The following is an 18,715-nucleotide window of genomic DNA, read 5'->3' on the forward strand; positions in this document are numbered from 1 at the left end:
GCATTTTTAACGTGACACAGAATTCTGAACGCTCTCGATCTTCGATAACATCATTGGCTATGTTAGTGCACATTTCCTGGTATAATCATCTATCATCCTAACTTAATGGCTCGATCGGCCGATGCAATGGTCGAAGGGCGGTGTGCGATTATGATGCGAGTGATGTTCAGTTGCGCAATTGCGTTATTGATATGTGCTTCATTTTCCAGGTCTAAGTGGCTGGTTGCCTCATCCATAAATAATATGCTCGGTCTGCGATATAATGCACGAGCGATCAGAATCCGCTGTTTCTGCCCGCCGGATAGGCTGCCGCCTAATTCTCCGATTAACGTCTCATATCCCATAGGCATATTTTGAATATCGTTATGCATATTGCAGCGACGGGCACAGGCCTCTACACGTTTCAAATCCTGCTCAGAATCAAACCCTGAAATATTTTCAGCAATAGAGCCCGCCAGCAGCTTGTCATCCTGCAAAACACAAGCAATACACTGACGATAGTTATTAACGCCAATACTGCTGATATCCATACCATCGACCATAATAGACCCGCTATCCGGCGTCAGCAGTCCACACATTAATTTCATCAATGTGGTTTTGCCCACACCAGAAGGACCAATGATCGCCACACTCTCACCCGCTGCAATGTCGAGGTTCAAATCCGAAACGACAGGCTTCGTTAGCCGATCGTATTGGTAGCGAAGGTTTCTAATTTGAAGCGCTACGGCCTTGCCTTTAGTGAATAACTGTCGAGCAGGCATCTGCTGTTCTGGTGAGGATAATACTATGTCGGCTATCCTTTCATTGTGCAAACTTAACATCCGAAGTTGAAGCATCATATCGATCAGACTGCTGGCTCGCTCAGAAAACTGGCCTCGATAAGCGTTGAAAGCAACAAACATCCCCAGCGTCATTTCATTGTCGATAACCAATGCTGCTCCTAACCACAGAATGATAATCTGGTCGCAGGTCGCAATAAATGTACCGAAGCCACCAAACATCATATTTAGTTTGGTGAGCTTAATACCGGCGTTGATCGTTTCCACTGTCAGGTTTAGCCAGTATTGCGAGCGAATTGCGGATAATCCCAGCGCCTTCAGCGTACTGATGCTATATAATGACTCCATAAAGTGTGAGCCTGCGCGTGCCGCCTTTACCAGCTGTTCTTCCGACAGTTGCCGATAGTATTGGTAAGTTGATAACCTCAGAGTAATATATGCTGCCGTAAAACCGAGTACTACCCATACCAGCCATCCACCATAGAGCAGCATCATGATAAACACTCCGACAGACATAATGCCATCAATAATACTGCTGACTATGCTGGTAGTGAATGTCGTCCTGATGGTATCCAAAGATCCAAAACGGGATTGAATATCACCGAGTTTACGCTTTTCGAAGAACGAAAGTGGCAGCTTCATCAGATGCTCGAAAACTCCGGCTTTCCACTGTACGTCTATTAATGACCCCATAACAATTGATATCCACGCTCGCAACATAGATACGCAAGCACGGAATAAAATAAAAAACAATAGTCCTATACATATCAACGCAAGAAGATCATGATCGCCAGCCAGAATGACGTGATCCATGACCAGTTGCGTTCCGACCGGCAATAACAGATTAACGGCTTCAATAATTATTGAAAGGCAAAAAATCTTCAATAATGCGCTTTTAAGACCGCGTACATTGCTCATTAATTTACGGAAACGCAATCGACTTTGTTGCTTTATAGGTTGAAACTCATTGTCAGGTGTCAGCTCAAGCGCAACACCGGTGAAATGTCGCGACAATTCATGCAACTCCATCACCTTGCGTCCGAAGGCAGGATCGTGGATCACAGCCCGCCTCCGGCTTACGCTAACAAGAACAACGAAATGCTTCATATCCCAATGCAGGATACAGGGCATTTTTAACGCCCTGAGTTCATCGATATTCAATGACAGCGCGCGTGATTGCAGCTTCAACGCTCCGGCGATATCCATTAGTGCAGACAGTGTTGCACCCCGGGAGGAATAACCGTAGCGACTGCGTAGATTAAACAAATCAATTTGCAACCCGTGGTAATGGCATACCATTGCCAGACAGGCCAGTCCACATTCTGATGCTTCGGTCTGTAAAATTTGCGGTACCCTGCGGTTTAGCGTCAGGTTCAGTTTATTCTTCAATATTTCAAAATAGGTTTCAGTCATTTATCGGGCCCACCAGACTTTTTTTCATATCGTAGAAAGGCGAGAACATCCATTGATATAAAGGCCTTTTCTCCAAAAAGAAAGTTGACTGAGCACGCATACCGTTAGTTAGTTGCAACATTTTCCCCTGATAACTGAGCTGCGTTTTTTCCAATGCGACAATAACCTTATAATAAGATGCCATCTGCTCGACCGTTTGATTGACTGGAGAACTGCTGTAGGTGGACATTTCCTGAATGGATGCCGGGACGTAAGCAATACTTTCTATTTTGCCGGAAAATTGTCCGAATTTCTCATAAGGAAAGGCGTCATAACGAATGTTAATAGCATCGCCAACCGAAACATAAGGGAGACTGCTATTCGGTAGCCATAGTACTAACTGATAAATAGCGTTACTATATGGGATAATCTGTGCCAGATTATCTCCGCTGTTTATCATTTGGCCCAGAGTGACACTGAGGGATTCAATACGCCCATTGGCCGGGGCATTTATAATCAATGTTCCGCTGGCGTCTGCTTCTGACAGTTGCCGCTCTAAATCGCTACGCTGATATTGGTATTGAGAAATCTGATTATCAAAATCAGCCGCACGTGTAACAATATCACTTTCCAGATTAGTAATCTGCAGTGATTCCTGAATATGCTGGCTGTACAGATTCTGGAATAAGTTCTGTTGCTGATAAAATGAATAGGTTTGAGAACTGAGCTGATCTTTCGTTATTAGGCCACGCTGATGATATCCTTTATAGGAAGTCATATTGTTTCGGGCAAAAGCCATCCCTTCACGTGCATTATCAAGCAATTGTCTGGATTGCATGTGTGCTGTTTCATACTGTTTTTTTTGTGCATTCAGATTATGCAGCGTTATGCTTTTATTTTCCTGGAGTTTTTTTATGATATTATCAACATGTTGCAACTGATTCTCCAGCGCCGTCCGCGTATTAGCACTGACCTTACCAGTTTCAGTCACTCGGCTGACATCAAGCTGATAAAGCTGCTGACCTTTACGAACAATATCACCAACATTAACGAAACGTTCAGCTATGAAACCCTGTTGCGGTGAAACAATGTTTATTGAATGAGGAAATGTCGTTATTTCCCCATAGACATTGATGCGCCGAGTATAATTTCCAAACATAATAAAACAGAGAAAACCAAAAATAAACACCAATGACAAGGAAACATACAACCAGACTGGCATACCTGTGATCAATAGCGCACTACCAGCCCATTTTGCGCGTTGATACTCAGTGGCTTCTTTCCGAAATAAATTTTGCATAAAATCCGTTTTTAGATTGAAATTCAAACCTGTCTGAATCTGATAAATAGAGTAAGCAAATCCAGACTATTAATTTTACAAGTTAATTTAGAGAATTTGTTACTGAAATTTCTTCGGGATAACAGAGCGAAAGAAAAACATTCACCAACATTCGGTTAATGAAAAATAAGCAACACCAGAATAACCATAGTTTCATCTGTACCCCGAAAAGTATTATTGGTTCAGCTTATATTGAATCACCTTATTTAACCGATACAGTTGATAAAGTGCCGAGCAGCCCGAGCAAGGCCCGTTGAAGCCGGGCATTATTCAGAATGTTGTAATGGGTTTCTCTGCACCAGTTGAGCTGAACGTTACATGAGGATTGTGCTTTCCATCTTTGTGAAAGCTCAGGCTGTTTACTCCGACGCTCCTCGCTGAGCCACAGCGTCACTGGAATGTCGAGCCGGGGCAGAGGACCTGCATTCTCAATCAGTTCGAACGAGCTTTTCACTGCCCGACAAAAAGCTTCTGCATGCTCAGGAGTCATTTTTTCGCCAATAACTGATTGATTAAGGGCGTAGTAATCCCTGACTTCGTCAGTGAAACTGTTTTGGACATCTGTTCCTTTTTGTCGGCATAAATCGCGCGCAATGCCGAGTGAATCAAAAAGGTTCAGGTAGCACTGCGCAACACTGAACCGGCGTTTCTTCAGCGGCTCAGAAGAGGGCAGACCACTGTCGATGACGATGGCATGAGCAAAAGGCGATCCTTGCTCTGAGGCCAGCGCGGCCATATGAACGGCTAACTGCCCGCCTAATGACCAGCCTGCGATAACGGCAAGAGCACGTCCACTTCGCGGTATGGTCGACAGATGGGCTGCGGCCAGCTGTTGCAGGGTCAGTGTTTCGCAGGCCTCAGGCTCCGCCAGACCGGGGCTGGCGATCGTGATGACATTGGCCCGAAAGCCCAGCGCCCGGATTAAACCGGTATACTGGTGTACCTGACCGCCAGCGCCGTGGACCAGATACAGCGTAGCCAGAGTAGGGCAGTTCACCTTTCCTGACAGCATCGACAGCGCCAGTGGGTGATTTTGACGAAGGCGTTCAGCCAGCGACGTGAGCTGCTGATAGCCGAGAATTTCCGCCAGCGACAGGTCAACGTTCAGGGTTCGCTTAATTCTCCCCAGTAATATGATCCCTGAGAGTGAACTACCCCCATTATCAAAAAAACTGGCGTGCATGTTTATCTGTTCCGGCGAACAATTCAGCGTCTCCGCCAGCAGCGTTTGCAGGTGCAACACTTCGGGCGTGGCAGCAGCAGGGAGACGGGAACCAGCCTGATGATGTACCGTACCCGGGGATAACTGTGAACGATCCAGTTTACCGTTGTGTGAAAGCGGAATACGTTCGATGATGTGGTACCTGGCTGGCACCATATAAGCGGGTAAGAGGGCCATCAGATGTTCCTGTATCCGCTCTTGCGCGCGGGCGTCCAATTTTCCCACTGGCGTCAGCGTAATCCAGGCTTCCAGGTAGCGTTCGTTGCTGCCTGGGTCACCGTGGCATACAACGCAGGCCTCGGCAACCAGTTCGCTGCTATTGAGAGCGCATTCGATTTCACCCAGTTCAATGCGATAACCCTGTACTTTCACCTGCAGGTCTTCACGACCAAGAAATTCGATATAACCGCTGCGGTGCCAGCGACCGCGATCGCCTGTACGGTAGAGGCGTTCGCCAGACTCCGTACAGATTATAAAGCTCTTGTCAGTAGTTAGCCGATCGCGCCAGTATTCCCGGGCAACACCTGCGCCGCCGATAAAAATATCACCAGTTACGCCATAACCGCATGGCTCAAGATTTTCATTCAGTACCCACATACTCTGGTTGGGCAGGGCGACGCCGTAGGGGATGGCGTTTCTGTATTGTGCATCCCGCGCCAGAGGATAGTGGATTGACCAGATGGCGCCTTCAGTGGCACCGCCAAGGCTGGTAATGGCCGCATCAGGACACAGCCTGTGTGCCTGTGCGATTAGCCGCGGAGAAATGCGATCCCCGCTCAGCCAGATCTGCCGCAGCTCCGGCAGGGAAGCGATATTTTCCTGCTCGCAATATTGCATCAGCATTTGCAGAATCGCGGGGACTGAATTCCAGATGCTAATCCGCTGTTGCCGTATCTCGTTCAGCCATGAGGCAGGCTCTCTGGCCGTTTTCGTCGACAGACTGACCACAGTGGCACCGGCGAGCCAGCTGCCGAACAGATCATAAACAGACAGGTCGAAAGCCAAATCTGCGATGGCTAATACATTGTCCTGAGGTGAAACGTTAAACAGATGATTCATTGTTAGCAGGGTGTTGGTGACCGCACCGTGCTCAACAGCCACGCCTTTAGGCGTACCCGTCGTTCCCGACGTGTAAATAACATAGGCGAGGTCATCAGCCTTCCCCGGTGTGAAATGAAATTCATCGCGCAGGTGAGCCGTGGAAAAAATCGCTTCGAGAGTCTGACAGCGAAGCCCGGACGGGTAGCGGGAATGCTGAGAAGTTGCATCATTCAGGACACAGTCGCAGCCTGAAAGACGGATTATATCGGCGGCGCGTTTGTCCGGTAGACCTTCGGCCAGGGGCAAATAAGCGCGTCCGGCTAAAACGATGCCCAGTACGGCGATTGCCTGCTGAGCACCGCGCGGAAGATCGACGGCAATAAGTGCCTGTCGGGCTGTGTAAATTTTCAGCCACTGCGCAATAGCGCTGGCGTTCTGTAGAAGTTCATCGTAATGCCACACACGATTGCCTTCTGTCAGTGCCGGCAGGGCCGCATGGTTCTTACCCGCATGCCACAACCGCTGCGCTAAGTTCTGGTGAAGGAAGTGCGGCATCTCCGTTCCCACAGAAAGAGTGCGCAGTCGTGGGATATCGTCAGCAGGTGTCAGGGTGTAGCGGTCAACGGGCTGCCGGGGATCGTGTGCGATTTGTTGCAGCAGCAGTGTATAAGCCTGCGCCAGCGCCCTGATACGCTGAGGTGCGAATAAGCGGCTATTATATTGCCATTCAAACTGAATGCCTTCTGCGGTGGAGATGACTTCGAGTACCAGGTCAAACTTGGGCGGCGCATAACTTCTCGGCAGAGTGGCAACCTGAGCTGCTCCAAAAGTCAGTTCGTTACTTTTACGATGCTGGCAGACAAACATAATCTGGAAAATGGGATGGAATTTACCGCGGGCAGGCTTCAGTTGCTCAACCAGATAAGAGAACGGTAATCCCTGATGCCTGAACGAGCGGGAGAATTTATCCACACTCTTTTGCAATAACGTACAAAAACTGTCGTCAGCGGCGACATGGAACTGCCAGGCAACGGTGTTGACGAAACTACCGATAGCGGTATTTAACCCGGGCTCGCTTCTGTTGGCAACCGGACTGCCGATGACCACCCGTTCCGATTTCGACTCTCTGGCCATTAACAGCGCGAAGGCCGTGTGCAGCAGGGTAAACAACGAAGTACTGGCACGTCGGGATAGCTGTGTCAACGACTGCTGTAAATTATCCGCAAGGGATTCCCTGATGATATTCTGCATCCTATCCGCTGAGGTGATAGCAATATCATATTCCAGGGCATGTTTGGCCGGAGCATTGTAAAGCTCATCAAGCCAGTATTTGAGACTTTCTTCGACATTTCCGACGGTAATAAAAGGATCTTCAAGAAAACGGAAAAAAGCATGGTCGCTGTTGAAACGTAAAAGCTCCTCCCCGGAGTGGTAGCCATGGCTGAGTTCATCAATCAGCAGGTTAGCTGTCCAGCCGTCCACGACGCAATGATGAAAGGTCAAAAACAGACAGTGGTGTTGCGCGCTTTTCTTCAGGATAAGACAACGCAGCGGCAGTTCACTGCTGAGGTCGAACGGAACGCTGCACTGCGCCTGCAGGGCATCCTTCACTCTTTTTTGCTGTTCCTCGTCATCAGCAGCGCTAATGTCTTCCAGTCGCCCTTCGACAGAGAGTGCATCAGGAGTGGCGATGTCAGCGATGATCTCCACGCCGTCGAGCCGGTAGTGGCCGCGAAGCGCGGCATGTCGTCTGAGCAATTTTTCAAGAGCAGAAAGCAGACGTGCCGGGTCAAAGGGGCCGACGATCTCCCGGGCTATCGGGATATTATACATTGCGCTTTTTTGGGTGAAATTCTCATACAGCCACAGATATTGGCTTGCATAGCGACTGACGAGGTAACCCGGTTTATCCATTTGGGGCCGGGAGGATTTTGCGGGCGCACAGGTGGAAAGGAATGCGGTGATTTCCGAGTGTGCCGCACTGATTTCGGCGTCATCAACTCCCTCGATCTCCGGATGTCGGGATGATAGTCTGCCGAATCTGGCACCCTTTTTCGCCATATCTATAAGTTTGACCAGCCCCATCACGCTCATGAATTTAATCCTTTTTCTTTTATGCTGGAGACGGTGAATACGCGCCTGGTCTGACCGCTGGCGGAAACCTGATTGAGCCAGTCAGACAGATCGCAGAGTTGCATACCTGGGTTCTTTTGCTGTGCAGCGGCGAAAGCGGCATGGTTGTCGATACTCTCGCCATCTTCGATACCCATGCTTTTCAGTACGCAACGGCTCAACCGTTCATATGCGGTATCAAACCTGATGTGTGGAAAATATCCCAGCTGCACGCAGAGAGCGATCAATTCAGACATACCCTCATCAATACGCTGAAGATGGTGGCCAGCCTTACGTATCAGCCGTAGTCTTTCGTGTCGGTAATCGCGCAACAGATCCTGCGCCAGCCTGCCGCTGTTTACCGGGCTATACAGAAAAATCATTTGTTGAACCCGACCCGATAGCATGAACAGCAGGGATGGGAGTGAATTAAGCCAGGCCACATATTGTGACGGTACCTCCGGTACGCTGAATACGGCAGCGACCAGCGGCAGCCCGGCAGTCAGGCGAACCTCATCCTCTGACGTGAGAATACGAGCCTCACACCTGGTGGCGAGGCGGTCCAGCAAATACCTTTCGTCCGTTCCGTCAGGCTTCTGGATAAAGAGCGCAGGAGGAGCCTGGGTGCTTATAGCTGTGGACAGGCACTGGCCAATGGCACAGCGGATGTCCAGGTGGTATTGACTAAGCCCATAACGCGAATGTGCCAGCTTAACCAGATGCTGGTACAAGGCCGCAGGCTCCGGATTTTCAAAAATATCCCGCAGGTTCAAATCGAGCTGGCAGTAACCGTTAAGGGTATTAATGATTTTTATTGCCTGCAGTGACTCGCCACCGAGAGAGAAAAAGTCCCCCTCGTCGCAGCCCAGTATATTCATCCACGTGTCATGGACCAGTGCCATGAACGTTGCCGGACGCGGCTCATATTCTGGCACAGGCGTCCGGGTGTGCCTTTCAAGAGTTCGGTAATCGATCTTGCCGTTAGCCAGCTTTGTCAGCGGCATTTGGTGATGTATAAAATGTTGTGGAATGTGCGAATTGGGTAGCTTTCCGTATAGCGTGCGCCGGATTGATTCGTCCAGCGGCTGAGGGCCATGATAATGCGCGAAAAGCGTGACGCCCGCGTCACCACTTTTCGCCAGCACGGCAACTTCGACAATGCCCGGCAGTTTAGCGATGCAGGACTCTGTCTCGCTCATATTCACACGCTGGCCCGCAATTTTTGTTTCGCGCACTTTTCGCCCCAGAAACAGTAACTGCCGATCGTCAACCATGCAGGCTATATCACCGGTGCGGAATGCAGGCAATTGTTGACCGTTAACCTCAAGAGATACGAATTTTTCCGCGCTCAGCGCTGGTTGATTCAGGTATCCCATGCTGACGGTCGCCCCGGCAATCAGCAACTCACCAGGATTACCAACCGGGACGGGTTTGAGATTATCGCCAACAATCGCGGTAAGGACGCCCTTGAGTGGAGTACCAATCGTAACGGGGGCATCATCATTTTTGACTGCGGCTGCCGTCGCTACCACCGTTGCCTCAGTCGGACCATATGAGTTAATCAATCGTCTGCCGCCGGGATGGTGTAAAAACCAGTGCGCCCGGGTACGCTCCGAAAGGCTTTCCCCGCCGACAATTACAGTCGTGACTGTCGGCGGTAACTGTCGCTCAGCACCGAGCGCAAACAGTAATTCGTTAAAATAGGCGGTAGGAAGATCCAGCAAGCTGATGCGATACGTTTCGCAGAACTGAAGCAGCGCCGGAAACTCATGCGTCGTTATATCTGGCGCAATGTACAGGCTGGCGCCCGATGCGAGTGTAATGAAGATTTCCTCAATACTGGCATCAAAAAAAAGCGGGGCAAACTGTAATATGCGATCGGGCGGAGCGATACAGTAGCGGTTAATGGCGGCGGCGGTGAAAGCGTTCAGAGAATGCCTGCTGCACATAACACCTTTGGGAGTCCCGGTGGAGCCGGACGTAAACATGATATAGCCGATGCCGGCGGGCAGGTCAGTGCGGCTGTCGGGTCTTCGGCATCGGAAAAGGGTGAAATGCGGGTTACCGCCCGCCAGATTTTGCCAGTGGCTCATAGCGCTTAGCAGGTTCTGACGTTTAAATGTGCGTCCGGTGATTAATATGGCGTCGTTGAATTGTTCGAGCACACGCTGATATTCCGCTTCATCGGCTCCTGAATTCAGGTTGACGAATGGCTTATTCAGCTGCAGTGAAGCCAGCATGCAGATGATTGCCTCCGGGCCTTTAGGAAGATCAAGCAAAAGCACCGTATTCGGCGAGCATACCGGGGCAAGCTGGTCGGCGCATGCCACGACATGCTGCTGCAGATGTGCATAAGTTAAATGGCTGAGCGACGCCGAAGGGTGATCCGGTGTGCAAATGGCAAGACGGTGAGGTGCCTGGTTCACTGTGTGTTCAATGCAATGCAGGACATCGTCAACTTTGCAGTTGCTTTCTTTACCGCAGACAGAGAGAGCAAAGTGCTCCCTTAACTGTTGGAGTGAAATGTCTCCCTGCTCAGCATACAGCAGCCTGTACAGTTTCTGTACCGCCTGACCGTGCCGGGCCAGGCTCGCCCGATCGTAAAGCCCCGAGTCAGCATCAATTTCAAACCGAAGCATCTCATTGTCAATATCGGGGCGTATATTGAAAACCAGATCCTGGGCGCTCCCGGATCGCAGGTTGCGTACCAGGCTACGTTGCGGCGGTGAAAACGACGTCGCGGCTTCAAAGGGAATGATATTAACGACAATATTGAACAACGGCGAAAGGTTGAAGTGACTCCGCAGGCTTTTTATCTCTTCATAGCGGAAAACCTGATGCTTTTTAATCTTTTTGAGTTCAAGCTCAATTTCCCGCGCCAGCTGCCGTCCTGTGGTGGCTTCCCCGAGAGTGAGCGCCAGCGGAAGAACATTGGTTTTACATACCAGCGCATGCCGCTCGGGATATCCTGTGCGTGCCATCATCGGAATGCCGATGACCTGTGCTTTTTCTCCTGAGCATAAATACAGATACGCCATCACGGCCGCAACAAGCCCCGATACCCATGAGGGCCGATTCTCCTGTGGAGAAAAGAATCCGGCAGGGCACGTAAAAGATTCTGTATGACGGATAACCCGCCCCGATGGCATATTGTGGCGAGCCAGCGTTGCAGGGTCGGGCAGATGGGGAACGATGGCTTGCCAGAATTGTCTGTCCGCCAGATAATTCGCAGACTCCCGGTAATCCGACTCCGCCCTGAGCAGCGCTTCTGTCGTTGGAAACTGAGTCACGCCAGGCGGAAGCGGCGGCTGATTCTGGCAGGCCTCAGCGACCTGGTGAATAAACAGACAGGTGCCATAGCCATCAAGCAGCAGATGATGGCTGCAGAAGTACCACAGAACATGGTTTTCACCCAGAATGATTATTTTCTGCCTGAATAGCGGCGGTTTATCCAGAGAGAAGGAGCGCTCCGCATCTTTTTCCATCAACGTTGTGGCGGTGGTCAGCCCATCGTCATCCCATGAGAGATCCACCACGTCCAGCGCAGATTCACATGCTGAAGTGTATTGATAAGGGACCCCGTTATCCTCTGCAAAGCCTGCATGAAGCGTCGGGTTCTGGCTTATTACCCAATTAATGGCGCGTTTCAGGTGCGCGATTTCCAGTGGATGAGTTATTTCAACATATTCCGCGATATTGTAGGCGGATTTGTTTTCGCCGATTCTGCTGCCGTAATAAAAGCCAGTTTGCGAATCCAGTAGCTTATTTTTAATCATGGTTTCATCCCAGACTCACTGTATTGTCTTTTTTTCATTGTCATCAGTTTGCCGGATTTTTTGGCCCGCCAGACAATGCGGTCACTCCCGATAACCGGTGCGACGCCTTTCAGATAGTCCATACACAGTCTGGCACTGCCGGGGTGGCAGCAGAAATCCAGAATACACAGGGTTCCCCCTTCGTTCCATTCGGAGCTATGGGGGAGAAACAGGGGATCGTTAATCAGGCGAGCCAGCGTATCATCCCTGAACCAGGCCCAGGTTATATACCCTAAAGGATTCTCCTTATGATCGAATAAAATTTTGAACTGGTTATGATTAATCGCTTTCTGTGTCCAGAGCTGTAGCGTTTTAATATGATACAGGCTGTAATTATTGTTCATCAGCATACAACTCACGGCAAATCCCAGATTTTCATACTGGCTGAATTTGTTTTTGCCATGTCGGCTTTCTGTAATAAAGCTCACAGTAATATCCTTAGATTTATTATTGCAGTGTGTTTACAGCCTTACGTTTAAAGTGAGTCTGGTACGCGCACAGTCGTTCAGAAATATTATCCGGGTCACCATGCCAGTCCGCAATCTCCTGATGGATGGCGTCACGACTCATAAAGGCACGAGAAGACAGTCTCCTGGTGACAGTATCCTTCATTGCTTTTCGCCACTCGTTAGCCGTTTTGCCCTGTGACAGTGATTCCTGAAGGTAGTCAGCGCATAGTCGATGAAATGCCAGAGAAAACCGCTCCTCCGCCGACAAGACGTTCTTCGCTGGTGTGACATTCGCTGAATCATCGATCAACCTGTGTAGCAGGGAAATGGCGGGATGTGTATCTCCCCAACCCAGCCCCTGACGCTGCGAGAAGAAACCCGCAGCCAGATCGAAAAGATTTTGCAAACGGTTGCCCAGGGCAAACAGTTCGTCGGTGAGCTGCAGTGAGTGTAAAAATGCTTTGCCAAAGCCCGCCGTGCCAAGATTTTCCAGTAAGCAGGTTTTTCTGTATGCGGTACTGAAGGACATGCTGATGGCCTGTTGTGCGGCGGCGAGAAATTCTGGCCCGAACATATATTTGGCCAGGTAAAAACCAACATCCTGAACGCCCTGCAGCAGCAGAGGGGCATCTTCAATCATTTTATTGAACTGAATGTAGCTGCGTCCGGCATCCTGGCGCTCATCGGGAAAGGCGCTGCGTACGCCGTGAAAATCGAGCAAGCGACCTTCCAGATCGCAATTAGAAGGCGAGGTCATCATGACTAAATGCCGACTGCGGCACCAGGCAATCTGAGTCGCGAGGCGTTGCGCCAGTTCACAAAGTCCGTAAAGTGCACGTTCGTCCTGCGCAAGTGCCGTCCACTGTTCTTTTTCAAACCTTACGGGACGTGGCAACATCGAAGGTGCTTCCGCGATCTGTTTTTCAACCCGCGCGCAGTCGGTTTGCTGTGAGAGCATGGCGGCATGAGGCTGATAGTAGGGGGCACGACAAAAATGGGCAGGCCGTACCACCGGTTCACGCACCAGTAAGACCCGGCTGGAATGGGCCGTTGATGAAGCCAACGGTATGCTGCTAACGAGGGCATTTTCAGTCAGTAATATCGCCTTGTTCGGCACCGCGCCATACGGCAGCAGCTTAGCCATCACGCCACCCCAGATCGCTTCCAGCACCGCGCCAGTCAACGTCAGTTCACCGTCGACCTGTCTGGACCCCTGACCAACCAGCGCATTGGCACCGATGCCCTTAACTTGCCAGCGTCCATCGAAGCCGCAGCGGGCACCCCCACCGTTGCGTGAAATTGCGCCGCCGCCGTAACGCTCGGCGTAAAATATTTTCTCATTGGTTAAAAGCGGGACGCGGATATCAAAAACAGTATGCCGCTGCTTTTCTTCAATAAGATAACTTGTCGCCTGTTTTAGCTCTTCCCGTTGAGAGTCATCTAAATCATTACTCCAGAGCAGCCGGGTTGATACTTTTTTTGTGATGAAGGGAATCAGGCATTCGGTAAGTCTTGATAGATTATTCATTTTATTTTTTATCCGTACTGAATCATCCTGTATTACCGGGCTATTATGTATACGTGGCGATCGTAACACTGGCTACTGGCGATCTAATTCTTATACTTGCCGGATCGTAAACATAAAGGTATCCACCTACAAAAGATAAGCCTGTTGACTATAGTTCGCTTCAGGCTAATGCCTTGCGGTGGATACCGTATATTAGGGAATCAGACTAATTCGTAGAAGTGTCACTCCACCAACATGTCGCACCATATCCAGCAGCTCCTCCAATTGTACCCAATAAATCTCAGTATAAAGATTTGAGCACCTGAGAGAGATCGTTAACAGATGCAGCCTTTGTAGAAGGCTGCTTTTTTAATTCTAATGAGAATAGCATCAAAAGAAATGGTGGTAACGTTATACATAGAAGACTACAAAATTCAGGTGCAAGCTATATTTTCTTTGAAGACTGCAATCTATTGATTTTCAGTATAAGGATTCTTTCCCATATGATCAGCATGCCAGTAGAAAAAACTAACCACTCTTTATTTGGTGACTGATACATTACAATCATAAAAATCAAAGCCACTACCGTAGTTAATAAAATATTAGCATACATATTCGAAAAGAGAATAGACTTCACCTCTAAGCTGATTAGCCTATCTAGCATATGCGATCTCTCCATTTTTATCTATAGTTAGTTAATTTGTTGAATCATCATAATTACTACTATTATTGCTATAAATACAAGTTCCAATGGCACTAAGGCCAGCGGCTGCTGCTGCGATGGTACCTGCAGCGACAGAAACAACCATTCCTGTCACAGCAAGAGCACAGGCGGTATCAACACTTTCATACATGGATCCTGAAACAATCGCTACTTCACTATCATTTAAATTTCTCATTTTCATCTCCTTTTATATAGATCTATCGCATTCAATAAGAATAATAACCACTTTATGTGACTGAACGCTAACACCAGATATATCACCGCTGCCCGACTATCCGGTTTCGGTATGTCGCTGATGTAATACTGCTTTATCATCTTCACGAAGCACTGAAAGATTATCTATTACACTTAATCTACCGACAATCGCGACGTAGGGTAATACGAACCAGAACCAAAGTTCAGCGATGTCTGAAGTGTTGCTGAATTCATAATAATAACCCTTTACAGTGTCTTATATCCTAAAAAAATTATAAAAGTAGTATTTTGTCGCAGTAATAAAGTATAAACACGTATTTTCTTCATGTTTTTGTCTCAGCCTGGGAATAGAAAAAACATATCACTTATATTCCTTAAAAGAGAATGATTCGTGTTTACGATTTTGGTTGAAGTTGCCATACCCGCCACACATAGTCAAGGGGTATTCTTACACTGATACAAGCCTTAAGGTTTTAATAAAACCATGATATGGATTTTTTGCAGGTGAATATTCTGGTTTTTTTGCAACAAAAAGGAATATAAAACAATCTAAAATCCAAATAAAGAATAAAATTATAAAAACAAAAAATCTATAATCTCAGAGATGGATTTGCCCCTATATTCAGACGCCCTTTCTCTTTTACGGTTGCGATAACTTCCTGACTATGACCGATATTACAGTGTGCCGTGCGGGTAATATTCGCTGTAGTGACTGAACTCCTGCGCCAGATTTATCACCGTTAGCTGGCTGTCTGGTTTTGGCATGATGCTGATGTAATCCCGCTTTATCATCTTCACGAAGCTTTCAGCTATGCCGTTACTTTCCGGGCTTCGTACTGCTTTCGTGTATGGCTCAAGCCCCAATATTCGGGCGAATGTCCTTGATTCATGCGTCCTGTAGGCTGAACCGTTACCCGTCAACCAATCCGTTGACACAATTAATAATCAATCTGCCGTATGCATGTTGCCTTTCAGCTTGGCCACAGCATCGGTCTCCGGCATCTGGAACTGCACCCGGTGGCGGGCGGCAACATCGAGCGCAAAAACTTTCGTGTAAGCCTCTGTGGAACTGATAGATTTGTGGCCCATACCTTCAGTGGAATGCCGGCGTATAGCATGTGCATCGCGTAGCTGTGGCGGAACGTGTGCGGCGTCACCGGAATTTTTCCAGCATGTAAGTTTGAGTGCGATCCAGCAGCCTCTCTACATCTTCTGCCCGGCCTCGCCGCCACGTTCAGCGGTCAGGGAAGTTCGGGCGGCTGCCACTCTTCCACTTCGATCAGCACCAGCAGCGCGGCGTCGCCGCCGTACGCCTTTGGAGCCTGGTGAAAGGCCATGACGTGCGGGTGCTGTGCCAGCCATAGCGGCGTCTGCTGCTTCAGAATGTGCTTGCCGTGGCCGTGCATGACGCAGGCGCAAAAGAGATGCTCGCGGCGGCAGGCGGCAATCAGCGCGCCTAACTCCTGTTTGGCCTGCTGCTGGGTCAGCCCGTGCAGATCGAGAAACAGCTCCGGGGAGTAGTCGCCGCGGCGTAATTTTTTTAGCTCAAAATGGCTGACGTCGGCGCGCACGTACTTTACCGGCCCTTCGCTGTTCAGCAGCGGCTGAAACTCGTCGGAAAAATAGTGGCTGGCATCCGCCTGCTCCTGAAGCAGGCGCTTCTCCGGCACCACGGTGAGCTTTTTCCGCTGCGGCTGATGCACAATCGTATCCTGCTTCATTCGCCGGGTGCCGGTCATCAGCTGGCGAAACAGCGCCTGATCCTCCTCGCTAAGCGATGTTTTCTTTTTCATTTACATTTCTCATTATTCATTTTGCGTTAGTCTAACCGACGAAGAGCGGATACGATCGCGTAAAACGTAATTTTCATCCCTTGCCGCCGTCCGGATGCTGATTTATCACCATCTTCATGGCAAACTAGCCGCCGAATTTAACGCGAGCGCGCCCGGAGGAACAGAGGTGGACAAAATTTTCGTTGATGAAGCAGTAAGCGATCTGCATACCATTCAGGATATGCTGCGCTGGGCGGTAAGTCGTTTTAGCGCGGCGAATATCTGGTATGGTCACGGGACCGATAACCCGTGGGATGAAGCCGTCCAGCTGGTGCTGCCTTCTCTCTACCTGCCGCTGGATATTCCGCCAGAGATGCACAGCGCGCGTCTGACCTCCAGCGAACGCCACCGCATCGTTGAGCGGGTGATCCGCCGCGTTAATGAGCGCGTTCCGGTTGCCTATCTGACCAATAAAGCCTGGTTCTGCGGCCACGAGTTTTACGTCGATGAGCGGGTGCTGGTGCCGCGTTCGCCGATTGGCGAGCTGATCAACAACCGCTTCGCCGGGCTGGTTGGCAAACCGCCGCGCCACATCCTCGATATGTGCACCGGCAGCGGCTGTATCGCTATCGCCTGCGCCTGGGCCTTTCCGGAGGCGGAGGTGGACGCGGTGGACATCTCCGTTGACGCGCTGGCGGTCGCCGAGCACAACATTGAAGCGCACGGCCTGATCCACCAGGTGACGCCAATTCGCTCCGATCTGTTCCGCGAGCTGCCGAAGGTGCAGTATGACCTGATCGTCACCAATCCGCCGTACGTGGACGCAGAGGACATGTCCGATCTGCCCAACGAATATCGCCACGAGCCGGAGCTGGGTCTGGCGTCCGGCAGCGACGGCCTCACATTGACCCGCCGTATTCTCGGCTGCGCGCCGGATTACCTGGCGGAGAACGGCATTCTGATTTGTGAAGTCGGAAACAGCATGGTACACCTGATGGAGCAGTATCCTGACGTGCCGTTTACCTGGCTTGAATTTGATAACGGCGGCGACGGCGTCTTTATGCTGACCAAAGCGCAGCTGATTGCCGCTCGCGAACGCTTCGGCCTCTATACAGACCAGGCTTAGTGCCTTAATCGTTCACGGACAGAGCATTCAGGCCCGGAGCACGGCGTGTGCCGTCGTCGCAGGCTCGTCCCCCTGCGCCCTGATGACGCGCCTGGCTAAGGGATGCAGCTTAAAACGCACCACCACACCACAACGTAAAACCCTAACGGAGCGGTAATGGCAGGAAACACAACAGGACAACTCTTTCGTGTCACCACCTTCGGTGAGTCGCACGGACCGGCGCTCGGCTGTATTGTTGACGGCGTGCCGCCGGGCTTTCCTCTGAGCGAGGCCGACCTGCAGCACGATCTCGACAGGCGGCGTCCGGGCACCTCGCGCTACACGACCCAGCGCCGGGAGCCGGATCGGGTCAAGATCCTCTCCGGGGTCTTTGAAGGCGTTACCACCGGCACCAGCATTGGCCTGCTGATCGAGAACACCGATCAGCGCTCGCAGGACTACAGCGCCATCAAGGACCTTTTCCGTCCCGGCCACGCCGACTACACCCTGGAACAGAAGTATGGCCTGCGCGATTATCGCGGCGGCGGCCGCTCTTCCGCTCGTGAAACGGCAATGCGCGTGGCGGCCGGGGCGATTGCCAAAAAATATCTCGCCGATCGGTACGGCATCATGATTCAGGGCTGCCTGACCCAGATGGGGGATATCCCACTGGCGATTAAGGACTGGCAGCAGGTGGAGCAAAACCCGTTCTTTTGTCCGGACCCGGATAAAATCGCGGCGCTCGATGAGCTGATGCGCACCCTGAAGAAAGAGGGCGACTCCATCGGGGCGAAGGTAACCGTGGTGGCCAACGGCGTGCCGCCGGGCCTCGGCGAGCCGGTCTTCGATCGCCTGGATGCCGATATCGCCCACGCCCTGATGAGCATCAACGCGGTGAAGGGCGTGGAGATTGGCGACGGCTTCGACGTAGTGGCGCTGCGCGGCAGCCAGAATCGTGATGAAATTACCCGCGCCGGTTTTCAGAGCAACCACGCCGGGGGGATCCTCGGCGGTATCAGCAGCGGGCAGCAGATTATCGCGCATATGGCCCTGAAACCTACCTCCAGCATCACCGTGCCGGGCCGCACCATCAACCGCTCCGGTGAAGAGGTGGAGATGATCACTAAGGGACGACACGATCCGTGCGTCGGTATTCGCGCGGTGCCCATTGCCGAAGCGATGCTGGCGATGGTGCTGATGGACCACCTGCTGCGCCACCGGGCGCAGAACGCGGATGTGAAAACTGATATTCCACGCTGGTAA

Annotated in this window: 10 protein-coding genes and 2 pseudogenes; 2 read left to right on the top strand and 10 right to left on the bottom strand. The window is 50.6% G+C overall.

From position 1 onward, the window contains the following. Positions 1-92 precede the first annotated feature (92 nt). The 10 genes and pseudogenes from GJV78_RS08915 to smrB form a co-directional block, all read right to left on the bottom strand. Positions 93-2,192: a peptidase domain-containing ABC transporter gene (locus GJV78_RS08915; RefSeq protein ID WP_155108009.1), complete on the bottom strand. Its 2,100-nt coding sequence runs from the start codon at positions 2,190-2,192 to the stop codon at positions 93-95. Further along, positions 2,185-3,471 (bottom strand): HlyD family secretion protein, encoded by a 1,287-nt coding sequence (locus GJV78_RS08920; RefSeq protein ID WP_155108010.1) that lies wholly within the window; start codon positions 3,469-3,471, stop codon positions 2,185-2,187. Before GJV78_RS08920 ends, GJV78_RS08915 begins: the two co-directional genes overlap by 8 nt. 241 nt (positions 3,472-3,712) lie before the next feature. Continuing rightward, positions 3,713-7,867, bottom strand: a complete 4,155-nt coding sequence (locus GJV78_RS08925) for a non-ribosomal peptide synthetase (protein ID WP_155108011.1) — start codon at positions 7,865-7,867, stop codon at positions 3,713-3,715. Next, entirely contained in the window at positions 7,864-11,661 is a 3,798-nt protein-coding gene (locus GJV78_RS08930; RefSeq protein WP_155108012.1) for an AMP-binding protein, read from the bottom strand. Before GJV78_RS08930 ends, GJV78_RS08925 begins: the two co-directional genes overlap by 4 nt. Beyond that, positions 11,658-12,128: a toxin-activating lysine-acyltransferase gene (locus tag GJV78_RS08935; RefSeq protein ID WP_167519471.1), complete on the bottom strand. Its 471-nt coding sequence runs from the start codon at positions 12,126-12,128 to the stop codon at positions 11,658-11,660. Before GJV78_RS08935 ends, GJV78_RS08930 begins: the two co-directional genes overlap by 4 nt. Positions 12,129-12,147: 19 nt before the next feature. Then, positions 12,148-13,677, bottom strand: coding sequence for a hypothetical protein (locus GJV78_RS23300; RefSeq protein ID WP_209439241.1), 1,530 nt, complete (start codon positions 13,675-13,677; stop codon positions 12,148-12,150). Positions 13,678-14,351: 674 nt separating this feature from the next. Next, positions 14,352-14,555, bottom strand: a complete 204-nt coding sequence (locus GJV78_RS08945) for a hypothetical protein (protein WP_155108013.1) — start codon at positions 14,553-14,555, stop codon at positions 14,352-14,354. Between the two features lie 695 nt (positions 14,556-15,250). Next, a pseudogene (locus GJV78_RS08950) lies at positions 15,251-15,502 on the bottom strand (integrase core domain-containing protein); the annotation flags it as partial. An 18-nt stretch (positions 15,503-15,520) separates the two neighbouring features. Then, positions 15,521-15,738, bottom strand: a pseudogene (locus tag GJV78_RS08955) (tyrosine-type recombinase/integrase); the annotation flags it as partial. 78 nt (positions 15,739-15,816) lie between these two features. Further along, a complete protein-coding gene (smrB, locus tag GJV78_RS08960; protein WP_155108015.1) occupies positions 15,817-16,368 on the bottom strand; it encodes an endonuclease SmrB in 552 nt (183 codons plus the stop codon). A 166-nt stretch (positions 16,369-16,534) separates the two neighbouring features. On the opposite strand from smrB, the gene prmB reads away from it, so the two are divergent. Next, a complete protein-coding gene (gene prmB / locus GJV78_RS08965; protein ID WP_167519472.1) occupies positions 16,535-17,473 on the top strand; it encodes a 50S ribosomal protein L3 N(5)-glutamine methyltransferase in 939 nt (312 codons plus the stop codon). A gap of 156 nt (positions 17,474-17,629) precedes the next feature. Beyond that, positions 17,630-18,715: a chorismate synthase gene (gene aroC / locus GJV78_RS08970; RefSeq protein ID WP_155108016.1), complete on the top strand. Its 1,086-nt coding sequence runs from the start codon at positions 17,630-17,632 to the stop codon at positions 18,713-18,715.

It is taken from the genome of Intestinirhabdus alba (genome assembly GCF_009711095.1).
GTDB lineage: Bacteria > Pseudomonadota > Gammaproteobacteria > Enterobacterales > Enterobacteriaceae > Intestinirhabdus > Intestinirhabdus alba.